The following is a 24,118-nucleotide window of genomic DNA, read 5'->3' as shown; positions in this document are numbered from 1 at the left end:
GTTCTATTCATCAAGTCAGGATGTGAATATCCGTAGCAACACAGTGCGGCCGCAGACCGCACGCACCGTCCGCTGGGAGGCACACCATGTCAGGACCCCGCCCCGTCCGATCACCGCGCGGCACGGAGAAGAGCGCCCTGGGATGGCAGCAGGAAGCCGCCCTGCGGATGCTGCAGAACAACCTCGACCCCGAGGTCGCCGAGCACCCGGACAAGCTCGTCGTCTACGGCGGCACCGGCAAGGCCGCCCGCGACTGGCGCTCCTTCGACGCCATGGTCCGCACGCTGCGCACCCTCAAGCAGGACGAGACGATGCTCGTCCAGTCGGGCCGCCCGGTCGGCGTCATGCAGACCCACGAGTGGGCCCCGCGCGTGCTCATCGCCAACTCCAACCTCGTCGGCGACTGGGCCACCTGGGAGGAGTTCCGCCGCCTGGAGCAGCTCGGCCTGACCATGTACGGGCAGATGACCGCCGGCTCCTGGATCTACATCGGCACCCAGGGCATCCTCCAGGGCACCTACGAGACGTTCGCCGCCGTCGCCGCGAAGAAGTTCGGCGGCACCCTCGCCGGGACCATCACCCTCACCGCCGGCCTCGGCGGCATGGGCGGCGCCCAGCCCCTCGCCGTGACCATGAACGACGGTGTGGCGATCTGCGTCGACTGCGACCCCCGCGCCATCGACCGCCGCATCGAGCACCGCTACCTCGACGTCAGGGCGGACTCCCTCGACCACGCGCTCCGGCTCGCCACCGAGGCCCGCGACCAGCGCCGGCCGCTGTCCATCGGCGTCCTCGGCAACGCCGCCGAGCTCGTCCCCCAGCTGCTCGCCATGGGCGCCCCCATCGACATCGTCACCGACCAGACCTCCGCGCACGACCCGCTGTCCTACCTGCCGGTCGGCGTCGACTTCGACGACATGGCCTCCTACGCGGCGAAGGACCCGGCCGGCTTCACCACCCGGGCCCGCGAGTCGATGGCCCGGCACGTCGAGGCCATGGTCGGCTTCATGGACGCCGGCGCCGAGGTCTTCGACTACGGCAACTCCATCCGCGGCGAGGCCAAACTCGCCGGGTACGACCGGGCGTTCGCCTTCCCCGGCTTCGTCCCCGCCTACATCCGTCCGCTGTTCTGCGAGGGCAAGGGCCCGTTCCGCTGGGCCGCCCTGTCCGGCGACCCGGGTGACATCGCCCGCACGGACAAGGCGATCCTCGACCTCTTCCCGGAGAACGAGTCGCTGGCCCGCTGGATCAAGATGGCCGGCGAGCGCGTCCACTTCCAGGGACTGCCCGCCCGGATCTGCTGGCTCGGCTACGGCGAGCGGGACAAGGCCGGCGAGCGGTTCAACGAGATGGTCGCCGACGGCACGCTGAAGGCACCGGTCGTCATCGGCCGCGACCACCTCGACTGCGGTTCCGTCGCCTCCCCGTACCGGGAGACCGAGGCCATGCTCGACGGGTCCGACGCGATCGCGGACTGGCCGCTGCTGAACGCCATGGTGAACGTCGCCTCGGGCGCGTCCTGGGTGTCGCTGCACCACGGCGGTGGCGTCGGCATGGGGCGCTCGATCCACGCCGGGCAGGTCACGGTGGCCGACGGCACGGCGCTGGCGGGCGAGAAGATCCGGCGCGTGCTGACGAACGACCCCGGGATGGGCGTCATCCGGCACGTGGACGCCGGGTACGACATCGCGGACACCGTCGCGGCGGAGCGGGGCGTGCGGGTGCCCATGCGCGAGGGTGACGACGCGTGAAGCACGACGACACCCCGGCCGGACCCGGCGACACGGCGGCCGTCTCCGGCGGGACCCCGGCCGTCTCCGGTGGCAGCCCGGCCGTCTCCGGTGGCGGCTCCTCCTTCCACCAGATGTGGCGCGAGCTGCTTCCCCTCGGGCGGCACTCCGCGTCGCAGGGGTACCGGCGCTTCGCCTGGACCGGGGCCGACGCCGACTGCCGTGCCTGGTTCCGGGCGCAGGCCGAGGCCCGCGGGCTGGCCTACGAGGTCGACCGGAACGGGAACCAGTGGGCCTGGGCCGGGGACCCCGCCGACGGGGACGCCGTGGTCACGGGCTCGCACCTCGACTCCGTACCCGACGGCGGAGCCTTCGACGGGCCCCTCGGGGTGGTGTCCTCCTTCGCCGCGCTGGACGAACTGCGCGGCAGGGGAGCGCGGTTCACCAAGCCGCTCGGCATCGTCAACTTCGGTGACGAGGAGGGCGCCCGCTTCGGCCTCGCCTGCGTCGGGTCCCGGCTCACCGCGGGGCAGCTCACCGTCGAGCAGGCCCACCGGCTGACCGACGGCGACGGCGTCACCCTGCCGCGCGCCATGGAGGCCGCCGGATACGACCCCGACGCCATCGGGCCCGACCCGGAGCGGCTGGACCGCATCGGCGCCTTCGTGGAACTGCACGTCGAACAGGGCCGCGCCCTCGACCTGTCCGGCGACCCGGTCGGCGTCGCGAGCGCCATCTGGCCGCACGGACGCTGGCGGTTCGACTTCCGCGGCGAGGCCAACCACGCCGGCACCACCCGCCTCGCCGACCGGCGCGACCCCATGCTGTCGTACGCCGAAACCGTGCTCGCCGCCCGGCGCGAGGCCGAACTCGCCGGTGCCGTCGCCACCTTCGGGAAGATCGCCGTGGAGCCCAACGGCGTCAACGCGATCCCCTCCCTGGTGCGCGGCTGGCTCGACTCCCGCGCCGCCGACCAGGCCGCCCTCGACACCGTGGTCGGCGGCGTCGAGAAGGCCGCCCGCGAGTACGCCGCCGCGCACGGCGTCGACCTCGACGTCGTCCGGGAGTCGTTCACGCCCGTCGTCGAGTTCGACCATGCCCTGCGCGACGAACTCACCCGCATCCTCGGCACGGACACCGACCTCAAGGTGCCCGTCCTCGGCACGGGCGCGGGACACGACGCCGGGATCCTGTCCGGGCGCGTCCCGACCGCCATGCTGTTCGTGCGCAACCCCACGGGCGTCTCGCACTCCCCGGCCGAGTCCGCCGCCGAGGACGACTGCGTGGCCGGGGTGCTCGCACTCGCCGACGTACTGGAAGGGCTGGCCTGCAGGTGACATCCCCGACGACCTACTGGCTCGAACACGCCTGGCTCGGCGGCAACGTCGAGCCGGGGGTGGCCGTCGACGTCCGGGACGGCCGCATCGCCGCCGTCCGCACCGGCACCCCGGCCCCGCCGCCCGGCGCCGAGATCCTGCGCGGACTCACCCTGCCCGGCCTCGCCAACGCCCACAGCCACGCCTTCCACCGCGCCCTGCGCGGCACCGTCCAGGTGGGCTCCGGGACCTTCTGGACCTGGCGCGAGGTCATGTACTCCGTCGCCGACCGGCTGACCCCGGACACCTACCACGCGCTGGCCCGCGCCGCCTACGCCGAGATGGCCCTGGCCGGCATCACCGCCGTCGGCGAGTTCCACTACGTCCACCACGCCCCGGGCGGCACCCCTTATGCCGACCCGAACGCCATGGGCGAGGCGCTCGTCGCGGCAGCCGCCGAGGCCGGCATCCGCATCACCCTCCTCGACACCTGCTACCTGTCCTCCGGCTTCGGCGAGCCGCCGAACACCCACCAGACGCGCTTCTCCGACGGCACGGCGGACGCCTGGGCAGAACGCTGTTCACTTCTCAAGGAACAAGATCACGCGAGGATCGGCGCGGCGATCCACTCCGTACGGGCCGTGCCCGCCGGTCAGCTGGCGACCGTGGCCCGGTGGGCCGAGGAGCGGCGGGCCCCGCTGCACGTGCACCTGTCCGAGCAGACCGCCGAGAACGACGCCTGCCGGGCGGCCCACGGCCGCACCCCGAGCCAGCTCCTCGCCGACCACGGCGTGCTCGGCGCCCGCACCACCGGCGTCCACAACACGCACCTCACCGACGAGGACATCGCGCTGATCGGCGGCAGCGGCACCGGCACCTGCATGTGCCCCACCACCGAACGCGACCTCGCCGACGGCATCGGACCCGCCGCCGCCCTCCAGCGGGCCGGGTCCCCGCTGTCGCTCGGCTCCGACAGCCATGCCGTCGTCGACCTGCTCGAAGAGGCCCGCGCGATGGAACTGAACGAGCGCCTGCGCACCCGCACCCGCGGCCACTGGACCGCCGCCGCCCTGCTGCGGGCCGCCACCGCCGACGGCCACGCCGCCCTCGGCTGGACGGAGGCGGGCAGCATCGAGAGCGGCGCGCTCGCCGACCTCACGACGATCGCGCTGGACTCGGTCAGAACGGCGGGACCGCTGCCCCGGCTCGGCGCCGAGACGGCCGTATTCGCCGCGACCGCGGCCGACGTACGGCACACGGTCGTCGGCGGACGGCACGTCGTACGCGACGGGGCCCACACCCTCGTACCCGACGTGCCCGAGGCCCTGGCGCGGGCCGTGGACCACCTGCGCGCCTGACCCGAGCGACCACCGACGCCCCCCGCACCGCCACCCACGAGGACGCCATGAGCAGCACCGTCATCACCAACATCGCCACGCTGGTCACCAACGACCCCTCCCTCGGTGACGGCTCCCCCCTCGGACTGGTCCACGACGCGGCCGTCGTCCTCGACGGCGACCGGGTCGCGTGGACCGGTGAATCAAGCAAAGCACCCGCCACTGACAACCGGGTCGACGCCGGCGGCCGGGCGGTGCTCCCGGGCTTCGTGGACTCCCACTCCCACCTGGTCTTCGCGGGCGACCGCACCGCAGAGTTCAATGCCCGCATGTCCGGCCGCCCCTACAGCGCGGGCGGCATCCGCACCACCGTCGCCGCCACCCGCGCCGCCACCGACGCGGAACTGGAGGCCAACCTCACCCGTTACCTCGCCGAGGCCCTGCGCCAGGGCACGACCACCTTCGAGACGAAGTCGGGCTACGGCCTGACGGTCGAGGACGAGGCCCGCGCCCTGCGCATCGCCGCCGCCCACACCGACGAGGTCACCTTCCTCGGCGCCCACATCGTCTCCCCGGACCACGCCGACGACCCGGCCGCCTACGTCGCCCTCGTCACCGGCGAGATGCTCGACGCCTGCGCGCCGTACGCCCGTTGGATCGACGTCTTCTGCGAGAAGGGCGCCTTCGACGGCGACCAGGCCCGCGCCGTCCTCACCGCGGGGAAGGCGAAGGGCCTGCATCCGCGCGTCCACGCCAACCAGCTCTCCTACGGCCCCGGCGTGCGGCTCGCCGTCGAACTCGACGCGGCCAGCGCCGACCACTGCACCCACCTCACCGACGCCGACGTGGACGCCCTGGCGAGCGGGAACACCGTCGCGACGCTGCTGCCCGGCGCCGAGTTCTCCACCCGCGCCGAGTGGCCCGACGCGCGCCGGCTGCTCGACGCCGGTGTCACGGTCGCGCTGTCCACGGACTGCAACCCCGGATCGTCGTTCACGTCCTCCGTGCCGTTCTGCGTCGCGCTCGCCGTACGGGACATGGGGATGACGCCCGACGAGGCGGTGTGGTCCGCCACGGCAGGCGGCGCCGCGGCCCTGCGCCGCACCGACGTCGGCCGCCTGTCGCCGGGCGCCCGCGCCGACCTGATCGTCCTCGACGCCCCCAGCCACGTCCACCTGGCCTACCGGCCGGGCGTCCCGCTGGTGAGCCAGGTGTGGCGCGCCGGCGTCAGGGCCGTCTGAACGGCCGCGCCGGCGAACGCGGTTGCGCGACCGGACCCGGGCCCACCGGGCCTCAGCGCGCTCCCGCCCGCCACCGCTGCGCGCTGCCGCCGTCCAGCGGGCGCAGCGCCACCCCGTACGCGTCCGGAGCCGCCGCCGTGTCGAAGGCGATCGCCGGGCGGATCCGGCCCTCGTGGTCGACGGCGAACCGCAGGTTCAGGCCGTTGCTCCCGTCGACCGAGGCGCACTCCCAGATGCCGACCCCCCGCTCCACCGAACCGCGGCTGTCCAGGCAGTAGCCGGGGTCGGCGTACGACTGCACGACGCCCCGCCCGGCGTCGACCCGCCAGCGCTGCGTGGGGGAGGACGAGCAGGGCGCCGTGACGACGTCCGTGCCCCGCTCCACATAGCCGTCGCGGATGTCGAGGCAGAGACCGGTCGCGGCGTTCACCACCTGGGCGTAGGTGGCGCCCGGCGGATGCGCCGGCGCGGGCGGCTTCGGCGTCGGCCCCGGGCGCGCGGTCCGCGTCGGTGCCGGACTCTTCGAGGGCGAGGGGGACCTGGAGGTCGCCGAGACCGACGGCGACGGCGAGGTGGACGGGGAGGCCGTGGGCGACACCGGAACCGTGGCCGTCACCGTCACCGGCGGCGGGCTCGACGGGCCGCCGCCGGTGCCCACCGGCTCCTGGTCCGGGGCGCCGCTGTTCAGCAGGAACAGCAGCAGCGGGGCCAGGGCGACGCCGAGGGCCGCCGAGGCCAGCGCGAACCGACGGGACGCCGGCCACACCGCGTCCGACGCGCGGATCGCGGGCATCGGCGGCACCGGCCCCCTGCCGCGCGCGTACGCCGTGCCCGCCCACGGCAGCAGTCCCTCGGCCAGCGTGGTGCGCGGGTTGTCGCGCAGCGCGCACTGCTCCTCGTAACCGGCGATGCAGTGCGGGCAGCGGGCCATGTGGGTGTGCAGGTCGGCGCTGTCCCCGGGGCCGCCCTGCCGTACCGACTCCTCGATGAGGCGCAGCAGGTCCGCGCAGCGCGGGTCGTCGGAGCCGGCGAGCCGCGACCGCAGACAGGACCGCGCCAGGGTCCAGAGCGCGGCCGGCGTGCCGCGCACGACGTCCTCGCGGTTGACGCCGAGCAGGACGGCGGTGCGGTCGGTGCTCTCCTGCTCGACGACGCCGTACCAGACGAGGCCCTGCGCCCGGGGCGACAGGTTGCGGAACGCGGTGAGCAGCGGCGGCACGGGGCCTTTGGGGCCCGCGGTGTTCAGGACGAGCAGCAGCCCCGGGTCGAGCGCGCCGGACCGGTCGTCGGCGGCCCAGTTCCGCGCCGACTCCCCGGCCAGCAGCAGGAGGCGGTGCCGCAGCGGTGTCCCGGCGTCGGTGCCGCGCCCGATCTCGCGGGCGGCCTGCGTGAAGGCGTGGGCCGCGAGCTGCCGCGCCGAGGACTCGCCCGCCGTGCACAGGCGGGCATAGGCCAGCAGGGACGGGCTGTGTCTGGCCCGGAGCTCTCTCAGCGCCGGGTACGCGGTGGCGGTGTCGGCGCGCAGCAGGTCGGTCAGCCGGGCGTCGGACACGCCGGCGTGCGCTCCGGCTCCGGTGCGGGCGTCGTCGTCGGTCCCGTCGACCCGGGCCATCCAGCTGCCTCCTCATCCGCCCCGTCGGGCCACGTGTGACGCGGCGGCCAGACGTACCGACCGGTAGGGCGGTGCCCATAGTGGAGGAAGGTGTGGGGGGAGGAAAGGGTTTCTTCGGGTAACTCCCGACGGTTTCGCGGGGCAAGCGCGTTCTGCCCCCGAGGAAGCCGGAACGGCGCGGAGCCGGCCGCCAAAAGGACAACCCGGCCCGTGTCGGGCCGGGTTGTCCGGAAGTCTGGGGCGCCGACCGCGGGCGGGTGTCACTCCTCGACGGTCAGTCCCTTGCGCAGCCGCACCAGGGTCCGGGACAGCAGCCGCGAGACGTGCATCTGGGAGATGCCGAGTTCTTCGCCGATCTCCGACTGGGTCATGCCCGCGACGAAGCGGAGGGAGAGGATCTTCCGGTCCCGGGGCGGGAGTTCGGCGATCAGGGGCTTCAACGACTCGACGTACTCGATGCCTTCGAGTCCGTGGTCCTCGTAGCCGATGCGGTCGGCGAGGGTGCCCTCGGCGTCGTCCTCCTCCGGCTGCGCGTCCAGGGAGCTGGCGGTGTAGGCGTTGGACGCCGCCATGCCCTCGACGACCTCGTCGTTGGTGATGCCCAGACGCTCGGCCAGTTCGGACACCGTCGGCGCGCGGTCCAGCTGCTGGGCGAGCTCGTCACCGGCCTTGGCCAGGTCGAGCCGGAGCTCCTGCAGACGGCGCGGCACGCGCACGGACCACGAGGTGTCGCGGAAGAAACGCTTGATTTCGCCGATGATGGTAGGCATCGCGAAAGTGGGGAACTCGACACCGCGGCTGAGTTCGAAGCGGTCGATCGCCTTGATCAGGCCGATGGTGCCGACCTGGATGATGTCCTCCATCGGCTCGCTGCGGGAGCGGAACCGGGAGGCGGCGAACTTGACCAGGGCGAGGTTGAGTTCGACGAGTGTGTTGCGCACGTACGAGTACTCGTACGTGCCTTCCTCCAGCGACTCGAGGCGCTCGAAGAGGGTCTTGGACAGGGCTCGCGCGTCGTCCGGTGCGACCTCGTCGTACGGGGGGATGTCCGGAAGTCCCGCGAGCAGGTCGTCCGCCAGTGCGGCGACGTCGTCGCGCTCGATGGGATCCGGATGTTCCGGAGGGGATGCCGACGTCGCTTTGGGGGTAGGCGATCCGTCGAGCCGGGGTGACATGATGTCCTCCATCGTTCTCGGCATATGGCTGCCGAAGCCAGTACGTGCACTGCGGTGTGCGGCGCCTCCAAAGCCGGCCGTGTTCGGGTACGTGTCCTTACTAGCCCTACCCGCTTTACCAGGGCGATCGCAAGTGCGTTCTATCCTGGTATGTCCGGTTCCAGGGGGTTGTTCGGCTGTCGAACCCCCGCCGGAAGGCGTAGTGTTCGAGGGCGTCAGCAAGCAGCGACGACGTCGGGAGAGAGAGACGGCATGGACCGCGGGACGGTCGGCAGCGCACAGTCGGGCCGGCTCTTGGTAGAGGTGCGGGAAGAGGGCCCCAGTGCCGTCGTGACCCCGGCGGGTGAGTTGGATCACCACACCGCCGATCTGTTGCGCGAGCCACTCGACGCCTGCATCGCCAAGGGCTTCACAAGGCTGGTCATCGACTGCTCACGTCTTGAGTTCTGCGACTCCACTGGCCTCAACGTGCTGCTGGGCGCGAGGCTGAAGGCGGAGTCCGGCGGCGGCGGGGTGCACCTCGTGGCCATGCAGCCGGTGGTGGCCCGGGTGTTCGAGATCACGGGGGCTGAGGCGGTCTTCACCGTTCATGCCACCCTCGAGGACGCCCTGGCCGACGGGCCCGGCTGAGCGGGCGGGCCGGGTCGTGGCCATGCCCCCCGAGTCACCGTGTGACCGGCGGATCGCTCCTGTCGTGCCGTCCGTGCCGAATACAGGGGTGTTCTGCCGGAATGGCAGGGCAGGAGACAACCTGGACCGGTCGAACGCCGTGACGGTGGGTACCCCGTGGGGTGACGCGCCCCACGGTCGGGGCGACCGGCAGTGCAGTGACGTTGAGAATCGTGAACTGGTGAATCGGTGAGGTGAAGCGCTGATGAGCACCACCCGGCCTTACCCGCCGGGCGACCGCGGTCCGGAGCCCAGCGGCGCTTCCGGGGCGTCCGACGGGGGCGTACCGGCGACCGGGGTGCCCGAGCGGGCCCTGTCGGCGGCGGCTCCGGGGGACCAGGGCGGTGGGCCGGCGACCGGCGGCTCCGGCGGCGGTCCGGTGACCGCCGTGCCGTCCGTGGCGTCCGGAGGGCGTCAGCAGGTACGCAGGCTCAGCTTCGAGGACCAGAGCGGAGTGGTGCCGCTCGCCCGCGACTTCACCCGCCAGGCGCTGTACGCGTGGGGCTGGCTCCCCGCCGCGACCGCCGACCAGCGGGCCGCCGCGGAGGACGTCCTGCTGGTCGTGTCCGAGCTGGTCACCAACGCCTGTCTGCACGCCGAGGGCCCGGACCAGCTGGGGATCGCCTGCGACAACAAGGTGATCCGCGTCGAGGTCTCCGACCGCGGCACGGGCCAGCCGTCGCCACGCACCCCGCACCGCGCCGGGCGCCCCGGCGGCCACGGCATGTTCATCGTCCAGCGGCTGTGCCTGGACTGGGGCGTCTTCCGGACCCCCGGCGTAGCGGGCAAGACCGTGTGGGCGGAGCTGGGGGCTCCCGCGTAGGCCCGCGCGGGCGGAACCGGGCCTCTCACGCAACCGCAGGCGCGGGGCCCACCCCGGCCTCCCTCGTACGCACGGCACTGTCCGCCGACGCGCGGGGCCCACCCCCGGCCCTCCTCGTGCGCGCCCGCACTGTCCGTCGGCGCGGGGCTGCACCGCATCGCCCACGCGAGAAGGCGCGCATCGCCCGCACGCGCACCGCCCACGTGCACGTACCGCACGCGCACCCCCCACCTCCCACCCCACCCCGCCCCGCCAAACCACCAACGGGCGCCCGCCCCTCACGGTGCGGCGGCCCTTCCGCGCGTTGAGCGGGGCGTGTGTCAGCGGACGTCGCCCATGAGCTCCTTGACCTTGTTGCGGTACATCCACACCGCGACACCGGCGACCACGGCGAGCGTGGCCTCCAGGGCGACGACGCCCGTCCGGTTGAGGTCGACACCGGCGATGGAGAGCAGACCGGTCGTGGCGTCACCGGCGGTGACGGCCAGGAACCAGACGCCCATCATCTGCGAGGCGTACTTCGCGGGCGCCATCTTCGTGGTGACCGACAGGCCGACCGGGGAGAGCAGCAGCTCACCGACGGTCTGCGTGAAGTAGATCGCCACCAGCCACAGCGCCGCCGCCTTGTGGCCGCCGTCGGCGATGGACAGCGGGGCCAGGAAGAGGAAGAACGACGCGCCGACCAGGACCAGACCCGAGGCGAACTTCACGATCGTGCTCGGCTCCTTGCCGCGCCGGTTCAGCGCCAGCCAGAACCAGGCGAAGACCGGGGCCAGGGCCATGATCAGGACCGGGTTGACCGACTGGTACCAGGAGACCGGGAACTCCCAGCCGAGGACGCTGTTGTCGGCGGAGGAGTCGGCGAAGATCGACAGGGTCGAACCGCCCTGGTCGTAGATCATCCAGAAGACGGCCGCGGCGACGAAGAACCAGATGTACGCGGACATCTTCGACTGCTCGGCGCGGTCGAGTTCCTTGTCGCGCTTGATGTTGACCAGCACCATCACCGGGATGATCACGCCGAGCAGGGTCAGCGGGACCAGGATCCAGTTCAGCGTGTAGACGCCGGAGAAGCCGACGATCGCGTAGAAGACGACGGCGATGCCTGCCCACACGGCGGCCTTGCGCAGGGTGGACGCCTTCTCGTCGGCCGTCAGCGGCTTCGGGACGACGCTGGAGCGGTCGGCCAGGTGACGGCTGCCGAACAGGAACTGCACGAGCCCGAGCCCCATGCCGAGCGCGGCGAGGGCGAAGCCCAGGTGCCAGTTCACGCTCTCGCCGATGGTGCCGATGATCAGCGGCGCGGCGAAGGCACCCAGGTTGATGCCCATGTAGAAGACGGTGAAGCCGCCGTCACGGCGCGGGTCGTCCGGGCCGTCGTAGAGGTGGCCGACCATCGTGGAGATGTTGGCCTTCAGCAGACCGGAACCGATCGCGACCAGGCCGAGGCCCGCGTAGAAGGTGCCGGAGGAGGGCAGGGCCAGCGTCAGGTGGCCCAGCATGATGACCGCGCCGGCGACGGCGACGGTCCTGCGGGGGCCCCAGACCCGGTCGCCGAACCAGCCGCCGGGCATCGCCAGCAGGTAGACCAGCGACACGTAGACGGAGTAGATCGCCGTCGCCGTGGCGGCGTCGAGGTTCAGGCCGCCCGGTGCGACGAGGTACAGCGGGAGCAGAGCCCTCATGCCGTAGTAGGAGAACCGCTCCCACATCTCGGTCATGAAGAGAGTGGCCAGTCCGCGGGGGTGGCCGAAGAAGGTCTTCTCGGACCCGGGGGTGCCCGGGTTGACCGAGTCCTTCGTCAGGCTGGACGCCATGGTCGATCCTTGCTGGTCGGGACGCGCTCCCAGATGCGATGCGCGCCCGGTGGGGGAGGCCGGCACCGGCGGAGGGCCGTCCACCCCACGCCCAGGGGGAGTCCGCTCCGGATCACGGAGCGGTGGGCGGCGCCCACCGGGATCCACGCCTCTGCGCGCGTCGATGCGCTGCGAGGCCCGGCCACAGGTCGTTCGGTTCAGGGCTGGCGCACCAGCCCGCACGCAAAAGCGACCTTCGGCGAACCGGCTCGCCAAAGGTCCCCGCGGTGCTACAGGCGTTGATTCACCATACGTCAGGACACTGCCTGGTATGGAAGGACTTGAGACGCGGATCACAGGTGACGGGGGAACCGCAGCCACCTTTTCCAAGGTCCTTACCAGGATCGCACCCCACAGCCACAGGTCCGGCCACCAGCCCCCGGAGGTAAGAACCCGGTGTGCGGGGGGTAAGAAACGAGCTCGGCGATCACACCCCGGCTCTTGTCGTCACGGGACTACCATCACTTCATGACCCGTGTACTGCTCGCCGAGGACGACGCGTCCATCTCGGAGCCGCTGGCCCGCGCACTGCGCCGCGAAGGGTACGAGGTCGAGGTCCGTGAGGACGGACCCGCCGCGCTCGACGCGGGGCTGCGGGGCGGCGTCGACCTGGTCGTGCTGGACCTCGGCCTGCCGGGCATGGACGGCCTGGAGGTCGCCCGCCGACTGCGCGCCGACGGCCACGGCGTGCCGATCCTCATCCTCACCGCGCGTGCCGACGAGGTCGACACCGTGGTGGGCCTGGACGCGGGCGCCGACGACTACGTCACCAAGCCGTTCCGGCTCGCCGAGCTGCTCGCCCGCGTCCGGGCCCTGCTGCGGCGCGGCGCCGCCGAGCCCCAGCAGCCGCCCGCCACGCACGGGGTGCGCATCGACGTCGAGTCGCACCGCGCCTGGATGGGCGAGGAGGAACTGCAGCTCACGGCCAAGGAGTTCGACCTGCTGCGGGTGCTCGTGCGCGACGCCGGCCGGGTCGTCACCCGCGACCAGCTGATGCGCGAGGTATGGGACACCACCTGGTGGTCCTCCACGAAGACCCTCGACATGCACATCTCCTGGCTGCGCAAGAAGCTCGGCGACGACGCGGCGAACCCCCGCTACATCGCGACCGTGCGCGGCGTGGGCTTCCGCTTCGAGAAGAACTGACCCCCCGGACGTCCGCGGCTTCGCGGGGCGACGGGCCAGAGGACACGGGTAAGAGGACATGCGCCGCCGACTGATCCAGTCCACGCTCGCCGTGGTGCTCGTCGTGATCGCCGTCTTCGGCGTCTCCCTCGTGATCGTCGAGACCCGGACGATCAGCAACAGCGCCCAGGAGCGCGTGGAGTCCGAGGCGCTGCGCCTGGCCAGCATCGTCGACAGCAGGCTGCTCACCACCGAGCACGTCGACACCGAGGTGCTGCGCGCCCAGGTCGAGCAGGTCGCCCAGCAGCGCTACGCCGTGATCCGCATCCCCGGGGAGCGGGCCATCCAAGTCGGCTCCAAGCCCGAGGGCGACGTCATCCGGGGCGAGGCCATCGGCGAGGGCGGCGAGACCGTCGTCGTGGAGGAGCCCCGCTCGGAGGTGACCCGCGAGGTCGGCCGCACGCTGCTGATCATCGGCGCGGTGGCGCTGCTCGCGGTCATCGCGGCCGTCCTGCTCGCGGTGCGCCAGGCCAACCGGCTCGCCTCCCCGCTCACCGACCTCGCCGAGACCGCCGAGCGCCTCGGCTCCGGCGACCCGCGGCCCCGGCACAAGCGGTACGGCGTCCCCGAGCTGGACCGGGTGGCGGACGTGCTGGACGCCTCCGCCGAGCGCATCGCCCGCATGCTCACCGCCGAGCGCCGCCTGGCCGCCGACGCCTCCCACCAGCTGCGCACCCCGCTGACCGCGCTGTCCATGCGCCTGGAGGAGATCACCCTCACCGAGGACCTGGCCACCGTGAAGGAGGAGGCGACCATCGCGCTGGCGCAGGTGGAGCGGCTGACGGACGTGGTGCAGCGGCTGCTGACGAACTCCCGCGACCCGCGCACCGGCTCCGCCGTCACCTTCGACCTGGACGAGGTCATCCAGCAGCAGCTCGCCGAGTGGCGTCCGGCCTACCGCCAGGCCGGCCGGGCCATCGTCAGCTCCGGCAAGCGGCATCTGGAGGCCGTCGGCACGCCGGGCGCGGTGGCGCAGGTGCTGGCCGCGCTGATCGAGAACTCGCTGATGCACGGCGGCGGCACGGTCGCGCTGCGCACCCGCGTCACGGGCAACCAGGCCGTCATCGAGGTCACCGACGAGGGGCCCGGCGTACCGCCGGACCTGGGGGCGCGGATCTTCGAGCGGACGATCAGCGGACGCAACTCCACGGGCATCGGCCTGGCCGTGGCCCGTGACCTGGCGGAGGCCGACGGGGGGCGCCTGGAGATGCTCCAGACCAAGCCGCCGGTGTTCGGTCTGTTCCTGTCGCGTACGCCACCGTCGAAGCGGGGCGCGCAGGAGCAGACGGTCCGCTGAGCGGGAGCGGCATCGGGAACGGGAGCGGCATCGAGAAAGGCGCAGGTCAGGCGCGTACGCGCTGCTTCCGCTTGGCCTTCTCCCGTTCCTTCTTCAGGAGCGCCTCCACGTCGGCCACCGCCCCGTGGGCCGGCAGCGCGCGAAAGACCCACGTGCGGTAGGACCAGAAGCGGAACAGGGTGGCGACGCCGATGCCGACGAACTTGAAGATGTTGTTCTGCAGCGGCGTGTTCCAGCCGAAGCCGTACGTCGCCACGTACAGCACGCCGTTCTCGATGACCAGGCCGATCGCGCTGAACAGCAGGAACAGGGTCAGTTCCCGGGTGCGGCGGCTCTTGTCGCGGTCCCGGTAGGTGAAGTAGCGGAAGCCGACGTAGTTGAAGGCGATCGCGACGACGGTCGCTATGACGCCCGCCCGCACCACCTGGAGGTCGGTGGTGTGCCGCACCAGGTTGAACACGAGCAGGTTGACCAGCACACCGGCACCGCCCACCGCGCCGAACTTGGCGACTTCGTGGGCGATCCGTCGGAGCCCCGAGGAACCGCGTTCCATGGTCGTGCAGGCCCCCGTCTGGTCGGTTGGGTCAATCACGCCATGCTAACCACCCCTGCGCGCGATCTTCCTGGCGAACGGTGGCGGGACCGGGCCGCACGGCCGGTAATGGCTCCCGGACGGTCCGGAAACCGGCCATGCCGGCGTGGCCGATACCCTAGAGAGGTGACGTTTCCGGTAGTCGGCATGGTCGGCGGTGGTCAGCTCGCTCGTATGACACACGAGGCGGGCATCCCGTTGGGCATCAAATTCAAGCTCCTCAGTGACACTCCTCAGGATTCCGCGGCACAGGTGGTGAGCGACGTCGTCATCGGCGACTATCGCGACCTGGACACGCTGCGTGACTTCGCGCGCGGCTGTGACGTGATCACCTTCGATCACGAGCACGTGCCCACCGAGCACCTCAGGGCCCTGGAGGCGGACGGCATCCCCGTGCGCCCGGGTCCCGACGCGCTCGTGCACGCCCAGGACAAGGGCGTGATGCGCCAGAAGCTCACCGCGATCGGCGTGCCCTGCCCGCGGCACCGCATCGTCTCCGATCCGCAGGACGTGGCGGCCTTCGCCGCCGAGGGCGACGGCTTCCCGGTCGTCCTCAAGACCGTCCGCGGCGGCTACGACGGCAAGGGCGTGTGGGTCGTGGACTCCGTCGAGGAGGCCGCCGAGCCGTTCCGGGCCGGCGTCCCGGTGCTCGCCGAGGAGAAGGTCGACTTCGTGCGCGAGCTGGCCGCCAACGTGGTCCGCTCCCCGCACGGCCAGGCCGTGGCGTACCCGGTCGTGGAGTCCCGGCAGGTGAACGGCGTGTGCGACACGGTGATCGCGCCCGCCCCTGACCTCGACGAGGGCCTCGCCCTGAAGGCCGAGGAGATGGCGCTGACCATCGCGAAGGAACTCGGCGTCGTCGGCCACCTCGCCGTCGAGCTGTTCCAGACCCGCGACGGCCGCGTCCTCGTCAACGAGCTCGCGATGCGCCCGCACAACTCCGGCCACTGGTCCATGGACGGCGCGGTCACCAGCCAGTTCGCCAACCACGTCCGCGCCGTCCTCGACCTCCCGCTTGGCGACCCGCGCCCGCGCGCCACGTGGACGGTCATGGTCAACGTCCTCGGCGGCGACTTCCCGGACATGTACTCCGCGTACCTGCACTGCATGGCCCGCGACCCCCAGCTCAAGATCCACATGTACGGCAAGGACGTGAAGCCCGGCCGCAAGGTGGGCCACGTCAACACCTACGGCGACGACCTGGACGACGTGCTGGAGCGCGCCCGTCACGCTGCCGGCTACCTGAGAGGCACGATCACCGAATGAGCAGCCCCGTTGTCGGCATCGTCATGGGGTCGGACTCCGACTGGCCCGTCATGGAGGCCGCCGCCAAGGCCCTGGACGAGTTCGAGATCGCCTACGAGGTCGACGTCGTCTCCGCGCACCGCATGCCGCGCGAGATGATCGCGTACGGCGAGCAGGCCGCCGACCGGGGCCTGAAGGCGATCATCGCGGGCGCGGGCGGCGCCGCCCATCTGCCCGGCATGCTCGCCTCGGTCACGCCGCTGCCCGTGATCGGCGTGCCCGTGCCGCTGAAGTACCTGGACGGCATGGACTCCCTGCTGTCCATCGTGCAGATGCCGGCCGGTGTGCCGGTGGCGACCGTCTCCGTCGGCGGTGCCCGCAACGCCGGTCTGCTCGCGGCCCGCATCCTCGCCGCGCACGACGAGGAACTCCTCGGCCGCATGCGGGAGTTCCAGCAGGACCTGAACGACCAGGCCACCGAGAAGGGCAGGCGGCTGCGCTCCAAGGTCGAGAGCGGCACGGCCGGCTTCGGCTTCGGGAAGTGACACGGATGGCCACCCCGTCCGCCCTGGACCGGGCCCGGGAACTCCTGCGCGAGTTCCCGGTGGCCGACGGTCACAACGACCTGCCCTGGGCGCTGCGCGAGCAGGTCCGCTACGACCTCGGCGCCCGCGACATCGCCACCGACCAGGGCGCCCATCTGCACACCGACCTGCCGCGGCTGCGCGCGGGCGGTGTCGGCGCCCAGTACTGGTCCGTGTACGTCCGCTCGGACCTGCCCGACCCGGTGCCCGCGACCCTCGAACAGATCGACTGCGTACGGCAGTTGCTGGCGCGCTACCCGCAGGACCTGGCCCCGGCGCTGACGGCGGCCGACATGGAGGCGGCGCGCGCCGAGGGCCGTATCGCCTCCCTCATGGGTGCGGAGGGCGGCCACTCGATCGCCAACTCCCTGGCCACCCTGCGCGGGTTGTACGCGCTGGGCGTCCGCTACCTGACCCTCACCCACAACGACAACGTGGCGTGGGCGGACTCGGCGACGGACGAGCCCGGCGTCGGCGGTCTGTCGGCCTTCGGCCGCGAGGTCGTGCGGGAGATGAACCGCCTCGGCATGCTCGTCGACCTCTCGCACGTGGCGGCGACGACGATGCGGGACGCGCTGGACGCCACGTCCGCGCCGGTGATCTTCTCGCACTCCTCCGCGCGAGCCGTCTGCGACCATCCGCGCAACATCCCGGACGACGTGCTGGAGCGGCTGCCCGCCAACGGGGGCGTCGCGATGGTGACGTTCGTGCCGAAGTTCGTGCTCCAGGCGGCGGTCGACTGGACGGCCGCCGCGGACGAGAACATGCGCGCCCACGGCTTCCACCACCTCGACACCACCGCCGAGGCGATGAAGGTGCACCGCGCCTTCGAGGAGCGCCACCCGCGCCCGGTCGCCACGGCGGCCACGGTCGCCGACCATCTGGACCACATGCGCGAGGCCGCCGGCATCGACCACCTCGGCATCGGCGGCGACTACGACGGCACGGCGTTCACCCCGGACGGGCTGGACGACGTCTCCGGTTACCCCAACCTCGTCGCCGAACTGCTCGACCGGGGCTGGTCGAAGACCGACCTGGCCAAGCTGACCTGGCAGAACGCGGTACGGGTGCTGGGCGCCGCCGAGGACGTGGCCCGCGACCTCCGGGCGACGCGCGGCCCGTCCAACGCGACGCTGGACGAGCTGGACGGCTGATCGCCGTGGGCGGGGTGGTCGGTGCAGCCGTCCGCCCCGCCCACGTCCGACCTCAGCGCCGAGCGGGACCGGGTCGACCGGATGACCGCCGACCCGGTCCGCTCAGCCGACACCCTCGACGAGGTGATCGACGCGGCCCCGGATCGCTGAACCGGGGGACGCCCGGACGGCGCACCCACCAGGAAGCGTGCACGGCTCCGTGCGACGGTGACAGTACCGCGATCACGACGTACGGAGCCCGCCATGGCAGATCTCCAGGACGACCTGCACACCGCCGGCGAGATCGGCGAGCTCGGTGAGCTCACGGAGCCGTTCCCCACCGAGCCGTACCCGTCCGAATCCCCCGCGTCGGCCTCCGGCGAGGACGACGACCCCACGCTGCGGCGTGCCCGGGCGCTCCTCGCCGCCCACCCCGTCGCCGACGGCTACAGCGGACTGGCGTGGACGCTGCGCAACCTGCACTGGTACGACCTCGAACTCGGCGAGAGCGGCGTCGACACCGACATCCCGCGGCTGCGGCGGGGCCACGTCGGTGCCCTGTTCTGGTCGCTGCACCTGCCCGACGGCCGCCGGGGCGACGGCGCCGTCGCCGCCACCGTCGAGCAACTCGACCTCGTGAAGTCCGTGACCCGCGCCTACCCCGAGGGCCTGCGCCTCGCGTACAGCGCCGGGGAGGTCACCGACGCCCGCAACTGCGGACGCGCCGCCGTGCTGCTCGGCCCCGCCGGAGCCGCCGCCCTCGGCGACTCCCTCGCCGTGCTGCGCGCCCTGCACGTGCTGGGCCTGCGCGTCCTCACGCTCAGCGGCGTCTCCTGGGCGGGCGAGGCGGGGCTCACCCCGTTCGGCGAGGAGGTCGTCCGCGAGATGAACCGGCTCGGCGTGATCGCCGACCTCACCGGCGCCTGCGAACAGACCGTCCGCCGCACCTTCGCCGTCTCCAAGGCGCCCGCGCTGTGCACCCGGTCCGCCGCCCGCGCGCTGCGCCCGCATCCCGCCAACCTCCCCGACGACCTGCTCGCCGAGCTCGGCGCGGCCGGGGGGCTGTGCATGGTGCCGCTCACCGCCGAGCAGACCGGCCCGACCGTGCGCGACGTCGCCGACCACCTCGACCACGTGCGCGCGGTCGCGGGGCCGCAGGGCGTCGGCCTGTCCGGCACGTACGACACCGGGACCGCCCACCCGCAGGAACTCGGCGACGCCTCCTGCTACCCGAGGCTGATCGCCGAGCTGCTCGACCGTGGCTGGAGCGACACGGACATCGCGCTGCTGACCTGGGGCAACGTCCAGCGCATCCTGTGCGGCGCGGACTTCACGGCCCGTGCCGCACAGGCCCGCCGCCCGCCGTCGACGGCGACGATCACCGCCCTCGACGGCTGACGGCCCGCCGTGCCTGACGAGCCCGTTGGCGGACGGCCCGCCCGGTCGCCGACTGCGGCCGGGCTAGCCGTGTTCGATCCGGCACAGGCAGAACGGATGGCCCGCCGGGTCGGCGTACACCTGGAAGTCCTTCTTCTCCCGGTCCTCCAGGTCCAGCGGGCGCGCTCCCAGCGCCAGCACCTTCTCGTGCGCCGCGTCGATCTCCTCCCACGTCGACCCGGCGTCGAAGTCGAGGTGGAACTGCTGCGCGTTCCGGTCGGAGCGCGGCCACTCCGGCGGGGTCAGACCCGGCGCCCGCTGGAAGGCGATGCGCGGCCCGCCCGGCACCTGGAGCACCACCCAGTCGGGGTCCTCCTCCTGCGGGGTGCCGCCGGCGACCTCCGCGTAGAAGCGGGCCAGCTCACGGGGCTCGGGGCAGTCCACGACGACGGAACGGAAGCGGGCCACGGCCATGAGGTCCTCCTGTTCAGCAGGCGCAGAGGCAGAACGGGTGCCCGGCCGGATCCGCGTAAACCCGGAAGGTCCGCGAGCGGTCCTCCGCGTCCAGCGGCTTCGCCCCCAGCTCCAGCACGGCCTTCTCGGACGCGTCCAGGTCCTTGACGAGCAGGTCCAGATGGGACTGCTGCGAGTGGTCGGGCGAGGGCCACTTCGGCGGCACGAAGCCGGGGGCGGCCTGGAACGCCAGCGCCTTCCCGTCGGGCAGCTTCAGGTCGACCCAGTCCCCCTCGCCCTCCACGGTGCCGCCCAGCACACCGGCGTAGAACCCGGCCAGCGCGCGGGGGTCGGGACAGTCCAGGACGACGACGCCCAGTTCGGCGACAGCCATGACTTCCTCCTTGAAGTCGCGGTTACCTGTAGAGCCGGGTAACCGGTAACGGTTACTGCATGCTGCCGCATTGGCGGTAACGTCGCAAGCATGAGTGAGAAATCGCCCGCCCCCGGTGGGCTGGCGCTGATCGAGTCCCTGGTCAACACGCTGGACGTGGAGACAGGCGCCGACTCGCTCGACACCCCGGACGGCCGAACGGCCTTCGGACTCACCGAGGACGACCTGCCCGGGGCCCGCGAACTGCGCGAGTCGCTGCGCGCCGCCCTGCTCGCCCACGCGGGCCACCCCGCGCACCGCGAGGTCACCCCGCTCGGCGACCTCCTCGCCCGCGCGCCCCTGCACGTGACGGTCGACGAACGCGACGGGTCGGCCGCCCTCGCCCCCGCCGACGGCCGGACCCTGCTCTCCCGTGTCGCCGCGGCCGTGGCGGAGGCCCTCGTCGCCGGCACCTGGACCCGGCTCAAGGCCTGCGAGGCCGCCGACTGCCTCTGGGCGTACTACGACCGCAGCCCCGCCGGCCGGGGCCGCTGGTGCTCGATGCAGGTGTGCGGGGCGCGCGCGAAGATGCGCCGCTACCGCGCCAAGGGGGCGTGAGCACCGCGGGGTCCACGGCCGGGCCCGCCGGGGGCAGGGTGCGGCAGAATGCGCGAAGACGCCGGTTCGGCCGACTGAGCCTCGGCCGAACCGGCGCCACCCGCGTGACGGGGCGTCAGGCGGTGGGCCGCCCCATCGCCCGGTACGTCCAGCCGGCCTTCCGCCACCGCTCGGCGTCCAGCGCGTTGCGCCCGTCCAGCACGGTCCGGACCGCGGCGACCTCGCCGAGCTCCGCCGGGTCCAGCTCGCGGAACTCCCGCCACTCCGTCAGGTGCAGCACCACGTCCGCGCCGCGCACCGCGTCCCGGGCGGTGTCCGCGTAGCCGAGCGTCGGGAAGATCCGGCGGGCGTTGTCCATGCCCTTCGGGTCGTACACCGTGACCTGGCCGCCCTGGAGGTGGATCTGCCCGGCGACGTTCAGCGCGGGCGAGTCCCGCACGTCGTCCGAGTCGGGCTTGAAGGCCGCGCCGAGCACGGCCACCCGCTTGCCCAGGAACGGCCCGCCGCCCAGCGCCTGCCGGGCCAGCTCCACCATCTGGCCGCGCTGGCGCATGTTGATGGAGTCGATCTCGCGCAGGAACGTCAGCGCCTGGTCGGCGCCCAGCTCACCGGCGCGCGCCATGAACGCCCGGATGTCCTTCGGCAGACACCCGCCGCCGAAGCCGATGCCGGCCCGCAGGAACTTGCTTCCGATCCGGTCGTCGTACCCGATGGCCTCGGCGAGCTTGGCGACATCGCCGCCCGCGGCCTCGCACACCTCCGCCATCGCGTTGATGAAGGAGATCTTGGTGGCCAGGAAGGAGTTCGCGGACGTCTTCACCAGCTCCGCGGTCGGGAAGTCCGTCACCACGAACGGCGAGCCCTCGGCGACCGGCGTGGCGTACACCTCGCGCAGCAGCTTCTCCGCGCGCTCGCTGCGCACACCGACCACGATCCGGTCGGGGTGCAGCGTGTCGTCGACCGCGAAGCCCTCGCGCAGGAACTCCGGGTTCCAGGCCAGCTCGGCGTCCGCACCCGCGGGCGCGTGCGCGGCCAGGTAGGCGGCGAGGCGGTCGGCGGAGCCCACGGGCACGGTCGACTTGCCGACGACGAGGGCGGGACCGGTCAGATGCGGGGCCAGCGAGGCGATCGCCGAGTCCACGTACGACATGTCGCAGGCGTACTCGCCGTGCTTCTGCGGGGTGTTCACGCAGACGAAGTGCACATCGCCGAACGCGGCCACCTCGGCCCAGTCGGTGGTGAACCGCAGCCGGCCGGTCGAGCCGTCGATCCCGGCGACGTGCCGGCGCAGCAGGTCCTCGAGGCCCGGCTCGTACATGGGGACCTGGCCGCGCTGGAGCATCTCGATCTTCTCCGGCACGACGTCGAGGCCCAGCACCTCGAAGCCGAGCTCGGCCATGGCCGCCGCGTGCGTGGCGCCGAGGTAGCCGGTGCCGATCACGGTGATCTTCAGGGCCATGGATGCTCCAGGGGTACGGCAGGGGCGGGGCTTGCGATGCGCTGACCGAGCATAGTCGGGGCATGGGTGACGCCCCCACCGGGCAACCTCAGGTCTGGTGATTCCCCCTGTCGCCAAGCTCACGTATCCCTGGAGTGAGCAGCGCCATAAAATTTGAGTTACTTAACGGTAGTTAGCGCAGGCATCACAGCGTTTTGGAGCGTGAGAGACCTTGGCCGGATCGGCTGACTTCGACCTGTACCGCCCGTCCGAGGAGCACGACATGCTCCGCGACGCCGTCCGCGCGCTGGCCGAGGCGAAGATCGCGCCGTACGCCGCCGCGGTGGACGAGGAGTCCCGCTTCCCGCAGGAGGCGCTGGAGGCCCTCGTCGCGAACGACCTGCACGCCGTGCACGTACCCGAGGAGTACGGCGGTGCGGGCGCCGACGCGCTGGCCACGGTCATCGTGATCGAGGAGGTGGCCCGCGTCTGCGCGAGCTCGTCCCTGATCCCGGCCGTGAACAAGCTGGGCTCGCTGCCGGTGATCCTGTCCGGCTCCGAGGACCTGAAGAAGAAGTACATGGCGCCGCTCGCCAAGGGCGACGGCATGTTCTCGTACTGCCTGTCCGAGCCGGACGCGGGCTCCGACGCGGCCGGCATGAAGACGAAGGCCGTCCGCGACGGCGACCACTACGTCCTCAACGGCGTGAAGCGCTGGATCACCAACGCGGGCGTGTCCGAGTACTACACGGTGATGGCCGTCACCGACCCCACGAAGCGCTCGAAGGGCATCTCCGCCTTCGTCGTCGAGAAGTCCGACGAGGGCGTCTCCTTCGGCGCCCCGGAGAAGAAGCTCGGCATCAAGGGCTCCCCGACCCGCGAGGTCTACCTCGACAACGTCCGCATCCCCGCCGACCGCATGATCGGCGAGGAGGGCACCGGCTTCGCCACGGCGATGAAGACCCTGGACCACACCCGCATCACCATCGCGGCCCAGGCCCTCGGCATCGCCCAGGGCGCCCTCGACTACGCCAAGGGCTACGTCCAGGAGCGCAAGCAGTTCGGCAAGCCGATCGCCGACTTCCAGGGCATCCAGTTCATGCTCGCCGACATGGCCATGAAGATCGAGGCCGCCCGCCAGCTGACCTACGCGGCCGCCGCCAAGTCCGAGCGCGGCGACAGCGACCTCACCTTCCAGGGCGCCGCCGCCAAGTGCTTCGCCTCCGACGTGGCCATGGAGGTCACCACGGACGCCGTGCAGCTCCTCGGCGGCTACGGCTACACCCGCGACTACCCGGTCGAGCGCATGATGCGCGACGCGAAGATCACCCAGATCTACGAGGGCACCAACCAGGTCCAGCGCATCGTCATGGCGCGCAACCTGCCGTAACGGGCCGGACGACGACAGCCCCCGGCGACGCCGGGGGCTGTTCTCCGTTGCGAGCGGGCTCAGTCCTCGAAGCCCTCCGCCGCCCGCTTCTCCCGCAGCTCCATGATCGCCCGGCGGCGGGCCAGGCGGTGGGTGCGGCGGATCTGCGCCTCCTGGTAGCGGCGCTTGTCCTGTTCGGTCTCCGGGAGCACCGGCGGGACCCGGCGCGGCTTCCCGTCGGCGTCCACCGCGGCGAACACCAGGTAGGCGGAGCCGACCTGGGTGGGCGGCGCGGACTCGTTCCAGCGCTCGGCCAGCACCCGCACGCCCACCTCCATGGACGTCCGGCCGGTCCAGTTGACCTGGGCCTTGACGTGGACGAGGTCGCCGACGCGGACCGGTTCGAGGAACGCCATCTCGTCCATCGACGCGGTGACGGCGGGACCGCCGGAGTGCCGCCCGGCGACGGCTCCCGCCGCGTCGTCGACCAGCTTCATGATCACGCCGCCGTGCACCGTACCGAGGAGGTTGGTGTCGTTGTGGGACATGATGTGGCTGAGGGTGGTGCGGGACGCCGACGTGGGCTTGCCCGGAATGTCCGGGGTCTCCGTATCCGCAGCTGAGGCCTGGTCTGTCATGGCCTCCACCATATGCGAACTGACATCCGGGGAATTTGTGTCAGCTTCGCAACAGCC

Annotated in this window: 23 protein-coding genes; 15 read left to right on the top strand and 8 right to left on the bottom strand. The window is 72.3% G+C overall.

The window, feature by feature from the left end; translation table 11 throughout:
* Positions 1 to 86: 86 nt before the first annotated feature.
* The 4 genes from hutU (at position 87) to hutI (ending at position 5,624) form a co-directional block, all read left to right on the top strand.
* On the top strand, positions 87 to 1,751 hold the full coding sequence (hutU, locus tag QC282_RS21185) for a urocanate hydratase (RefSeq protein WP_279551099.1): 1,665 nt from the start codon (positions 87 to 89) through the stop codon (positions 1,749 to 1,751).
* 113 nt (positions 1,752 to 1,864) lie between these two features.
* Positions 1,865 to 3,067 carry an allantoate amidohydrolase gene (locus QC282_RS21180; RefSeq protein ID WP_279551134.1) on the top strand — a complete coding sequence of 401 codons (1,203 nt, stop codon included), beginning with the start codon at positions 1,865 to 1,867 and terminating at the stop codon, positions 3,065 to 3,067.
* Positions 3,064 to 4,404 (top strand): formimidoylglutamate deiminase, encoded by a 1,341-nt coding sequence (locus tag QC282_RS21175; RefSeq protein ID WP_279551098.1) that lies wholly within the window; start codon positions 3,064 to 3,066, stop codon positions 4,402 to 4,404. The genes QC282_RS21180 and QC282_RS21175 overlap by 4 nt, the downstream gene beginning before the upstream one ends.
* 47 nt (positions 4,405 to 4,451) lie before the next feature.
* Positions 4,452 to 5,624 (top strand): imidazolonepropionase, encoded by a 1,173-nt coding sequence (gene hutI, locus QC282_RS21170; RefSeq protein WP_279551097.1) that lies wholly within the window; start codon positions 4,452 to 4,454, stop codon positions 5,622 to 5,624.
* Positions 5,625 to 5,676: 52 nt separating this feature from the next.
* Here hutI and QC282_RS21165 read toward each other — a convergent pair whose 3' ends face one another.
* Positions 5,677 to 7,236, bottom strand: a complete 1,560-nt coding sequence (locus QC282_RS21165; RefSeq protein ID WP_279551096.1) for an RICIN domain-containing protein — start codon at positions 7,234 to 7,236, stop codon at positions 5,677 to 5,679.
* Positions 7,237 to 7,496: 260 nt separating this feature from the next.
* Positions 7,497 to 8,423, bottom strand: a complete 927-nt coding sequence (locus tag QC282_RS21160; RefSeq protein WP_279551095.1) for an RNA polymerase sigma factor SigF — start codon at positions 8,421 to 8,423, stop codon at positions 7,497 to 7,499.
* 240 nt (positions 8,424 to 8,663) lie between these two features.
* Between QC282_RS21160 and QC282_RS21155 the strand changes: the two genes are divergently transcribed.
* Positions 8,664 to 9,041 carry an STAS domain-containing protein gene (locus tag QC282_RS21155; protein WP_279551094.1) on the top strand — a complete coding sequence of 126 codons (378 nt, stop codon included), beginning with the start codon at positions 8,664 to 8,666 and terminating at the stop codon, positions 9,039 to 9,041.
* A 244-nt stretch (positions 9,042 to 9,285) separates the two neighbouring features.
* Positions 9,286 to 9,903 carry an ATP-binding protein gene (locus QC282_RS21150; RefSeq protein ID WP_279551093.1) on the top strand — a complete coding sequence of 206 codons (618 nt, stop codon included), beginning with the start codon at positions 9,286 to 9,288 and terminating at the stop codon, positions 9,901 to 9,903.
* A gap of 320 nt (positions 9,904 to 10,223) precedes the next feature.
* On the opposite strand, the gene QC282_RS21145 is transcribed toward QC282_RS21150, so the two are convergent.
* A complete protein-coding gene (locus tag QC282_RS21145; RefSeq protein ID WP_279551092.1) occupies positions 10,224 to 11,720 on the bottom strand; it encodes an oligopeptide:H+ symporter in 1,497 nt (498 codons plus the stop codon).
* 507 nt (positions 11,721 to 12,227) lie between these two features.
* Between QC282_RS21145 and QC282_RS21140 the strand changes: the two genes are divergently transcribed.
* Together QC282_RS21140 and QC282_RS21135 are read left to right on the top strand one after the other, a co-directional pair.
* Positions 12,228 to 12,905 (top strand): response regulator transcription factor, encoded by a 678-nt coding sequence (locus tag QC282_RS21140; protein ID WP_279551091.1) that lies wholly within the window; start codon positions 12,228 to 12,230, stop codon positions 12,903 to 12,905.
* A 58-nt stretch (positions 12,906 to 12,963) separates the two neighbouring features.
* On the top strand, positions 12,964 to 14,241 hold the full coding sequence (locus QC282_RS21135; RefSeq protein ID WP_279551090.1) for an ATP-binding protein: 1,278 nt from the start codon (positions 12,964 to 12,966) through the stop codon (positions 14,239 to 14,241).
* Positions 14,242 to 14,287: 46 nt separating this feature from the next.
* Here the strand turns inward: QC282_RS21135 and QC282_RS21130 are convergent, their stop codons facing one another.
* Complete coding sequence (locus QC282_RS21130; protein WP_279551133.1) at positions 14,288 to 14,794, bottom strand: GtrA family protein; 507 nt, start codon at positions 14,792 to 14,794, stop codon at positions 14,288 to 14,290.
* A 165-nt stretch (positions 14,795 to 14,959) separates the two neighbouring features.
* Between QC282_RS21130 and QC282_RS21125 the strand changes: the two genes are divergently transcribed.
* The 5 genes from QC282_RS21125 (at position 14,960) to QC282_RS21105 (ending at position 19,193) form a co-directional block, all read left to right on the top strand.
* Positions 14,960 to 16,099, top strand: a complete 1,140-nt coding sequence (locus QC282_RS21125) for a 5-(carboxyamino)imidazole ribonucleotide synthase (RefSeq protein ID WP_279551089.1) — start codon at positions 14,960 to 14,962, stop codon at positions 16,097 to 16,099.
* On the top strand, positions 16,096 to 16,623 hold the full coding sequence (gene purE / locus QC282_RS21120) for a 5-(carboxyamino)imidazole ribonucleotide mutase (RefSeq protein ID WP_279551088.1): 528 nt from the start codon (positions 16,096 to 16,098) through the stop codon (positions 16,621 to 16,623). Before QC282_RS21125 ends, purE begins: the two co-directional genes overlap by 4 nt.
* 5 nt (positions 16,624 to 16,628) lie before the next feature.
* Complete coding sequence (locus QC282_RS21115; protein WP_279551087.1) at positions 16,629 to 17,816, top strand: dipeptidase; 1,188 nt, start codon at positions 16,629 to 16,631, stop codon at positions 17,814 to 17,816.
* Between the two features lie 21 nt (positions 17,817 to 17,837).
* A complete protein-coding gene (locus tag QC282_RS21110; protein WP_279551086.1) occupies positions 17,838 to 17,966 on the top strand; it encodes a hypothetical protein in 129 nt (42 codons plus the stop codon).
* A 93-nt stretch (positions 17,967 to 18,059) separates the two neighbouring features.
* Entirely contained in the window at positions 18,060 to 19,193 is a 1,134-nt protein-coding gene (locus QC282_RS21105; RefSeq protein ID WP_279551085.1) for a dipeptidase, read from the top strand.
* Between the two features lie 63 nt (positions 19,194 to 19,256).
* On the opposite strand, the gene QC282_RS21100 is transcribed toward QC282_RS21105, so the two are convergent.
* Together QC282_RS21100 and QC282_RS21095 are read right to left on the bottom strand one after the other, a co-directional pair.
* Positions 19,257 to 19,646, bottom strand: a complete 390-nt coding sequence (locus QC282_RS21100) for a VOC family protein (protein WP_279551084.1) — start codon at positions 19,644 to 19,646, stop codon at positions 19,257 to 19,259.
* Between the two features lie 13 nt (positions 19,647 to 19,659).
* Entirely contained in the window at positions 19,660 to 20,019 is a 360-nt protein-coding gene (locus QC282_RS21095; protein WP_279551083.1) for a VOC family protein, read from the bottom strand.
* Positions 20,020 to 20,109: 90 nt separating this feature from the next.
* Here QC282_RS21095 and QC282_RS21090 point away from each other — a divergent pair, with 90 nt between their 5' ends.
* A complete protein-coding gene (locus tag QC282_RS21090) occupies positions 20,110 to 20,616 on the top strand; it encodes a CGNR zinc finger domain-containing protein (RefSeq protein ID WP_279551082.1) in 507 nt (168 codons plus the stop codon).
* 115 nt (positions 20,617 to 20,731) lie between these two features.
* On the opposite strand, the gene QC282_RS21085 is transcribed toward QC282_RS21090, so the two are convergent.
* Positions 20,732 to 22,075: a UDP-glucose/GDP-mannose dehydrogenase family protein gene (locus QC282_RS21085; RefSeq protein WP_279551081.1), complete on the bottom strand. Its 1,344-nt coding sequence runs from the start codon at positions 22,073 to 22,075 to the stop codon at positions 20,732 to 20,734.
* Between the two features lie 211 nt (positions 22,076 to 22,286).
* On the opposite strand from QC282_RS21085, the gene QC282_RS21080 reads away from it, so the two are divergent.
* Positions 22,287 to 23,444, top strand: coding sequence for an acyl-CoA dehydrogenase (locus tag QC282_RS21080; protein WP_279551080.1), 1,158 nt, complete (start codon positions 22,287 to 22,289; stop codon positions 23,442 to 23,444).
* Between the two features lie 59 nt (positions 23,445 to 23,503).
* On the opposite strand, the gene QC282_RS21075 is transcribed toward QC282_RS21080, so the two are convergent.
* Positions 23,504 to 24,061 carry an acyl-CoA thioesterase gene (locus tag QC282_RS21075; RefSeq protein WP_279551079.1) on the bottom strand — a complete coding sequence of 186 codons (558 nt, stop codon included), beginning with the start codon at positions 24,059 to 24,061 and terminating at the stop codon, positions 23,504 to 23,506.
* Positions 24,062 to 24,118: the final 57 nt, after the last annotated feature.

Origin of the sequence: Streptomyces sp. DH24 (genome assembly GCF_029813775.1) — a bacterium.
Taxonomy (GTDB): Bacteria; Actinomycetota; Actinomycetes; order Streptomycetales; family Streptomycetaceae; genus Streptomyces.
Note: the sequence above shows the minus strand (reverse complement) of the source record. Positions and strands in the feature narration are given on the sequence as shown.

What these genes read in the sequence shown, in the direction of transcription:
- QC282_RS21105 (WP_279551085.1), top strand. Translation starts at nt 18,060, where the DNA reads ATGGCAGATCTCCAGGACGACCTGCACACCGCCGGCGAGATCGGCGAG.
- hutI (WP_279551097.1), top strand. Translation starts at nt 4,452, where the DNA reads ATGAGCAGCACCGTCATCACCAACATCGCCACGCTGGTCACCAACGAC.
- QC282_RS21145 (WP_279551092.1), bottom strand. Translation starts at nt 11,720, where the DNA reads ATGGCGTCCAGCCTGACGAAGGACTCGGTCAACCCGGGCACCCCCGGG.
- QC282_RS21140 (WP_279551091.1), top strand. Translation starts at nt 12,228, where the DNA reads ATGACCCGTGTACTGCTCGCCGAGGACGACGCGTCCATCTCGGAGCCG.
- QC282_RS21130 (WP_279551133.1), bottom strand. Translation starts at nt 14,794, where the DNA reads ATGGAACGCGGTTCCTCGGGGCTCCGACGGATCGCCCACGAAGTCGCC.
- QC282_RS21165 (WP_279551096.1), bottom strand. Translation starts at nt 7,236, where the DNA reads ATGGCCCGGGTCGACGGGACCGACGACGACGCCCGCACCGGAGCCGGA.
- QC282_RS21115 (WP_279551087.1), top strand. Translation starts at nt 16,629, where the DNA reads ATGGCCACCCCGTCCGCCCTGGACCGGGCCCGGGAACTCCTGCGCGAG.
- QC282_RS21100 (WP_279551084.1), bottom strand. Translation starts at nt 19,646, where the DNA reads ATGGCCGTGGCCCGCTTCCGTTCCGTCGTCGTGGACTGCCCCGAGCCC.
- QC282_RS21135 (WP_279551090.1), top strand. Translation starts at nt 12,964, where the DNA reads ATGCGCCGCCGACTGATCCAGTCCACGCTCGCCGTGGTGCTCGTCGTG.
- QC282_RS21150 (WP_279551093.1), top strand. Translation starts at nt 9,286, where the DNA reads ATGAGCACCACCCGGCCTTACCCGCCGGGCGACCGCGGTCCGGAGCCC.
- QC282_RS21180 (WP_279551134.1), top strand. Translation starts at nt 1,865, where the DNA reads ATGTGGCGCGAGCTGCTTCCCCTCGGGCGGCACTCCGCGTCGCAGGGG.
- QC282_RS21075 (WP_279551079.1), bottom strand. Translation starts at nt 24,061, where the DNA reads ATGACAGACCAGGCCTCAGCTGCGGATACGGAGACCCCGGACATTCCG.
- QC282_RS21155 (WP_279551094.1), top strand. Translation starts at nt 8,664, where the DNA reads ATGGACCGCGGGACGGTCGGCAGCGCACAGTCGGGCCGGCTCTTGGTA.
- QC282_RS21085 (WP_279551081.1), bottom strand. Translation starts at nt 22,075, where the DNA reads ATGGCCCTGAAGATCACCGTGATCGGCACCGGCTACCTCGGCGCCACG.
- QC282_RS21160 (WP_279551095.1), bottom strand. Translation starts at nt 8,423, where the DNA reads ATGGAGGACATCATGTCACCCCGGCTCGACGGATCGCCTACCCCCAAA.
- QC282_RS21095 (WP_279551083.1), bottom strand. Translation starts at nt 20,019, where the DNA reads ATGGCTGTCGCCGAACTGGGCGTCGTCGTCCTGGACTGTCCCGACCCC.
- QC282_RS21090 (WP_279551082.1), top strand. Translation starts at nt 20,110, where the DNA reads ATGAGTGAGAAATCGCCCGCCCCCGGTGGGCTGGCGCTGATCGAGTCC.
- purE (WP_279551088.1), top strand. Translation starts at nt 16,096, where the DNA reads ATGAGCAGCCCCGTTGTCGGCATCGTCATGGGGTCGGACTCCGACTGG.
- hutU (WP_279551099.1), top strand. Translation starts at nt 87, where the DNA reads ATGTCAGGACCCCGCCCCGTCCGATCACCGCGCGGCACGGAGAAGAGC.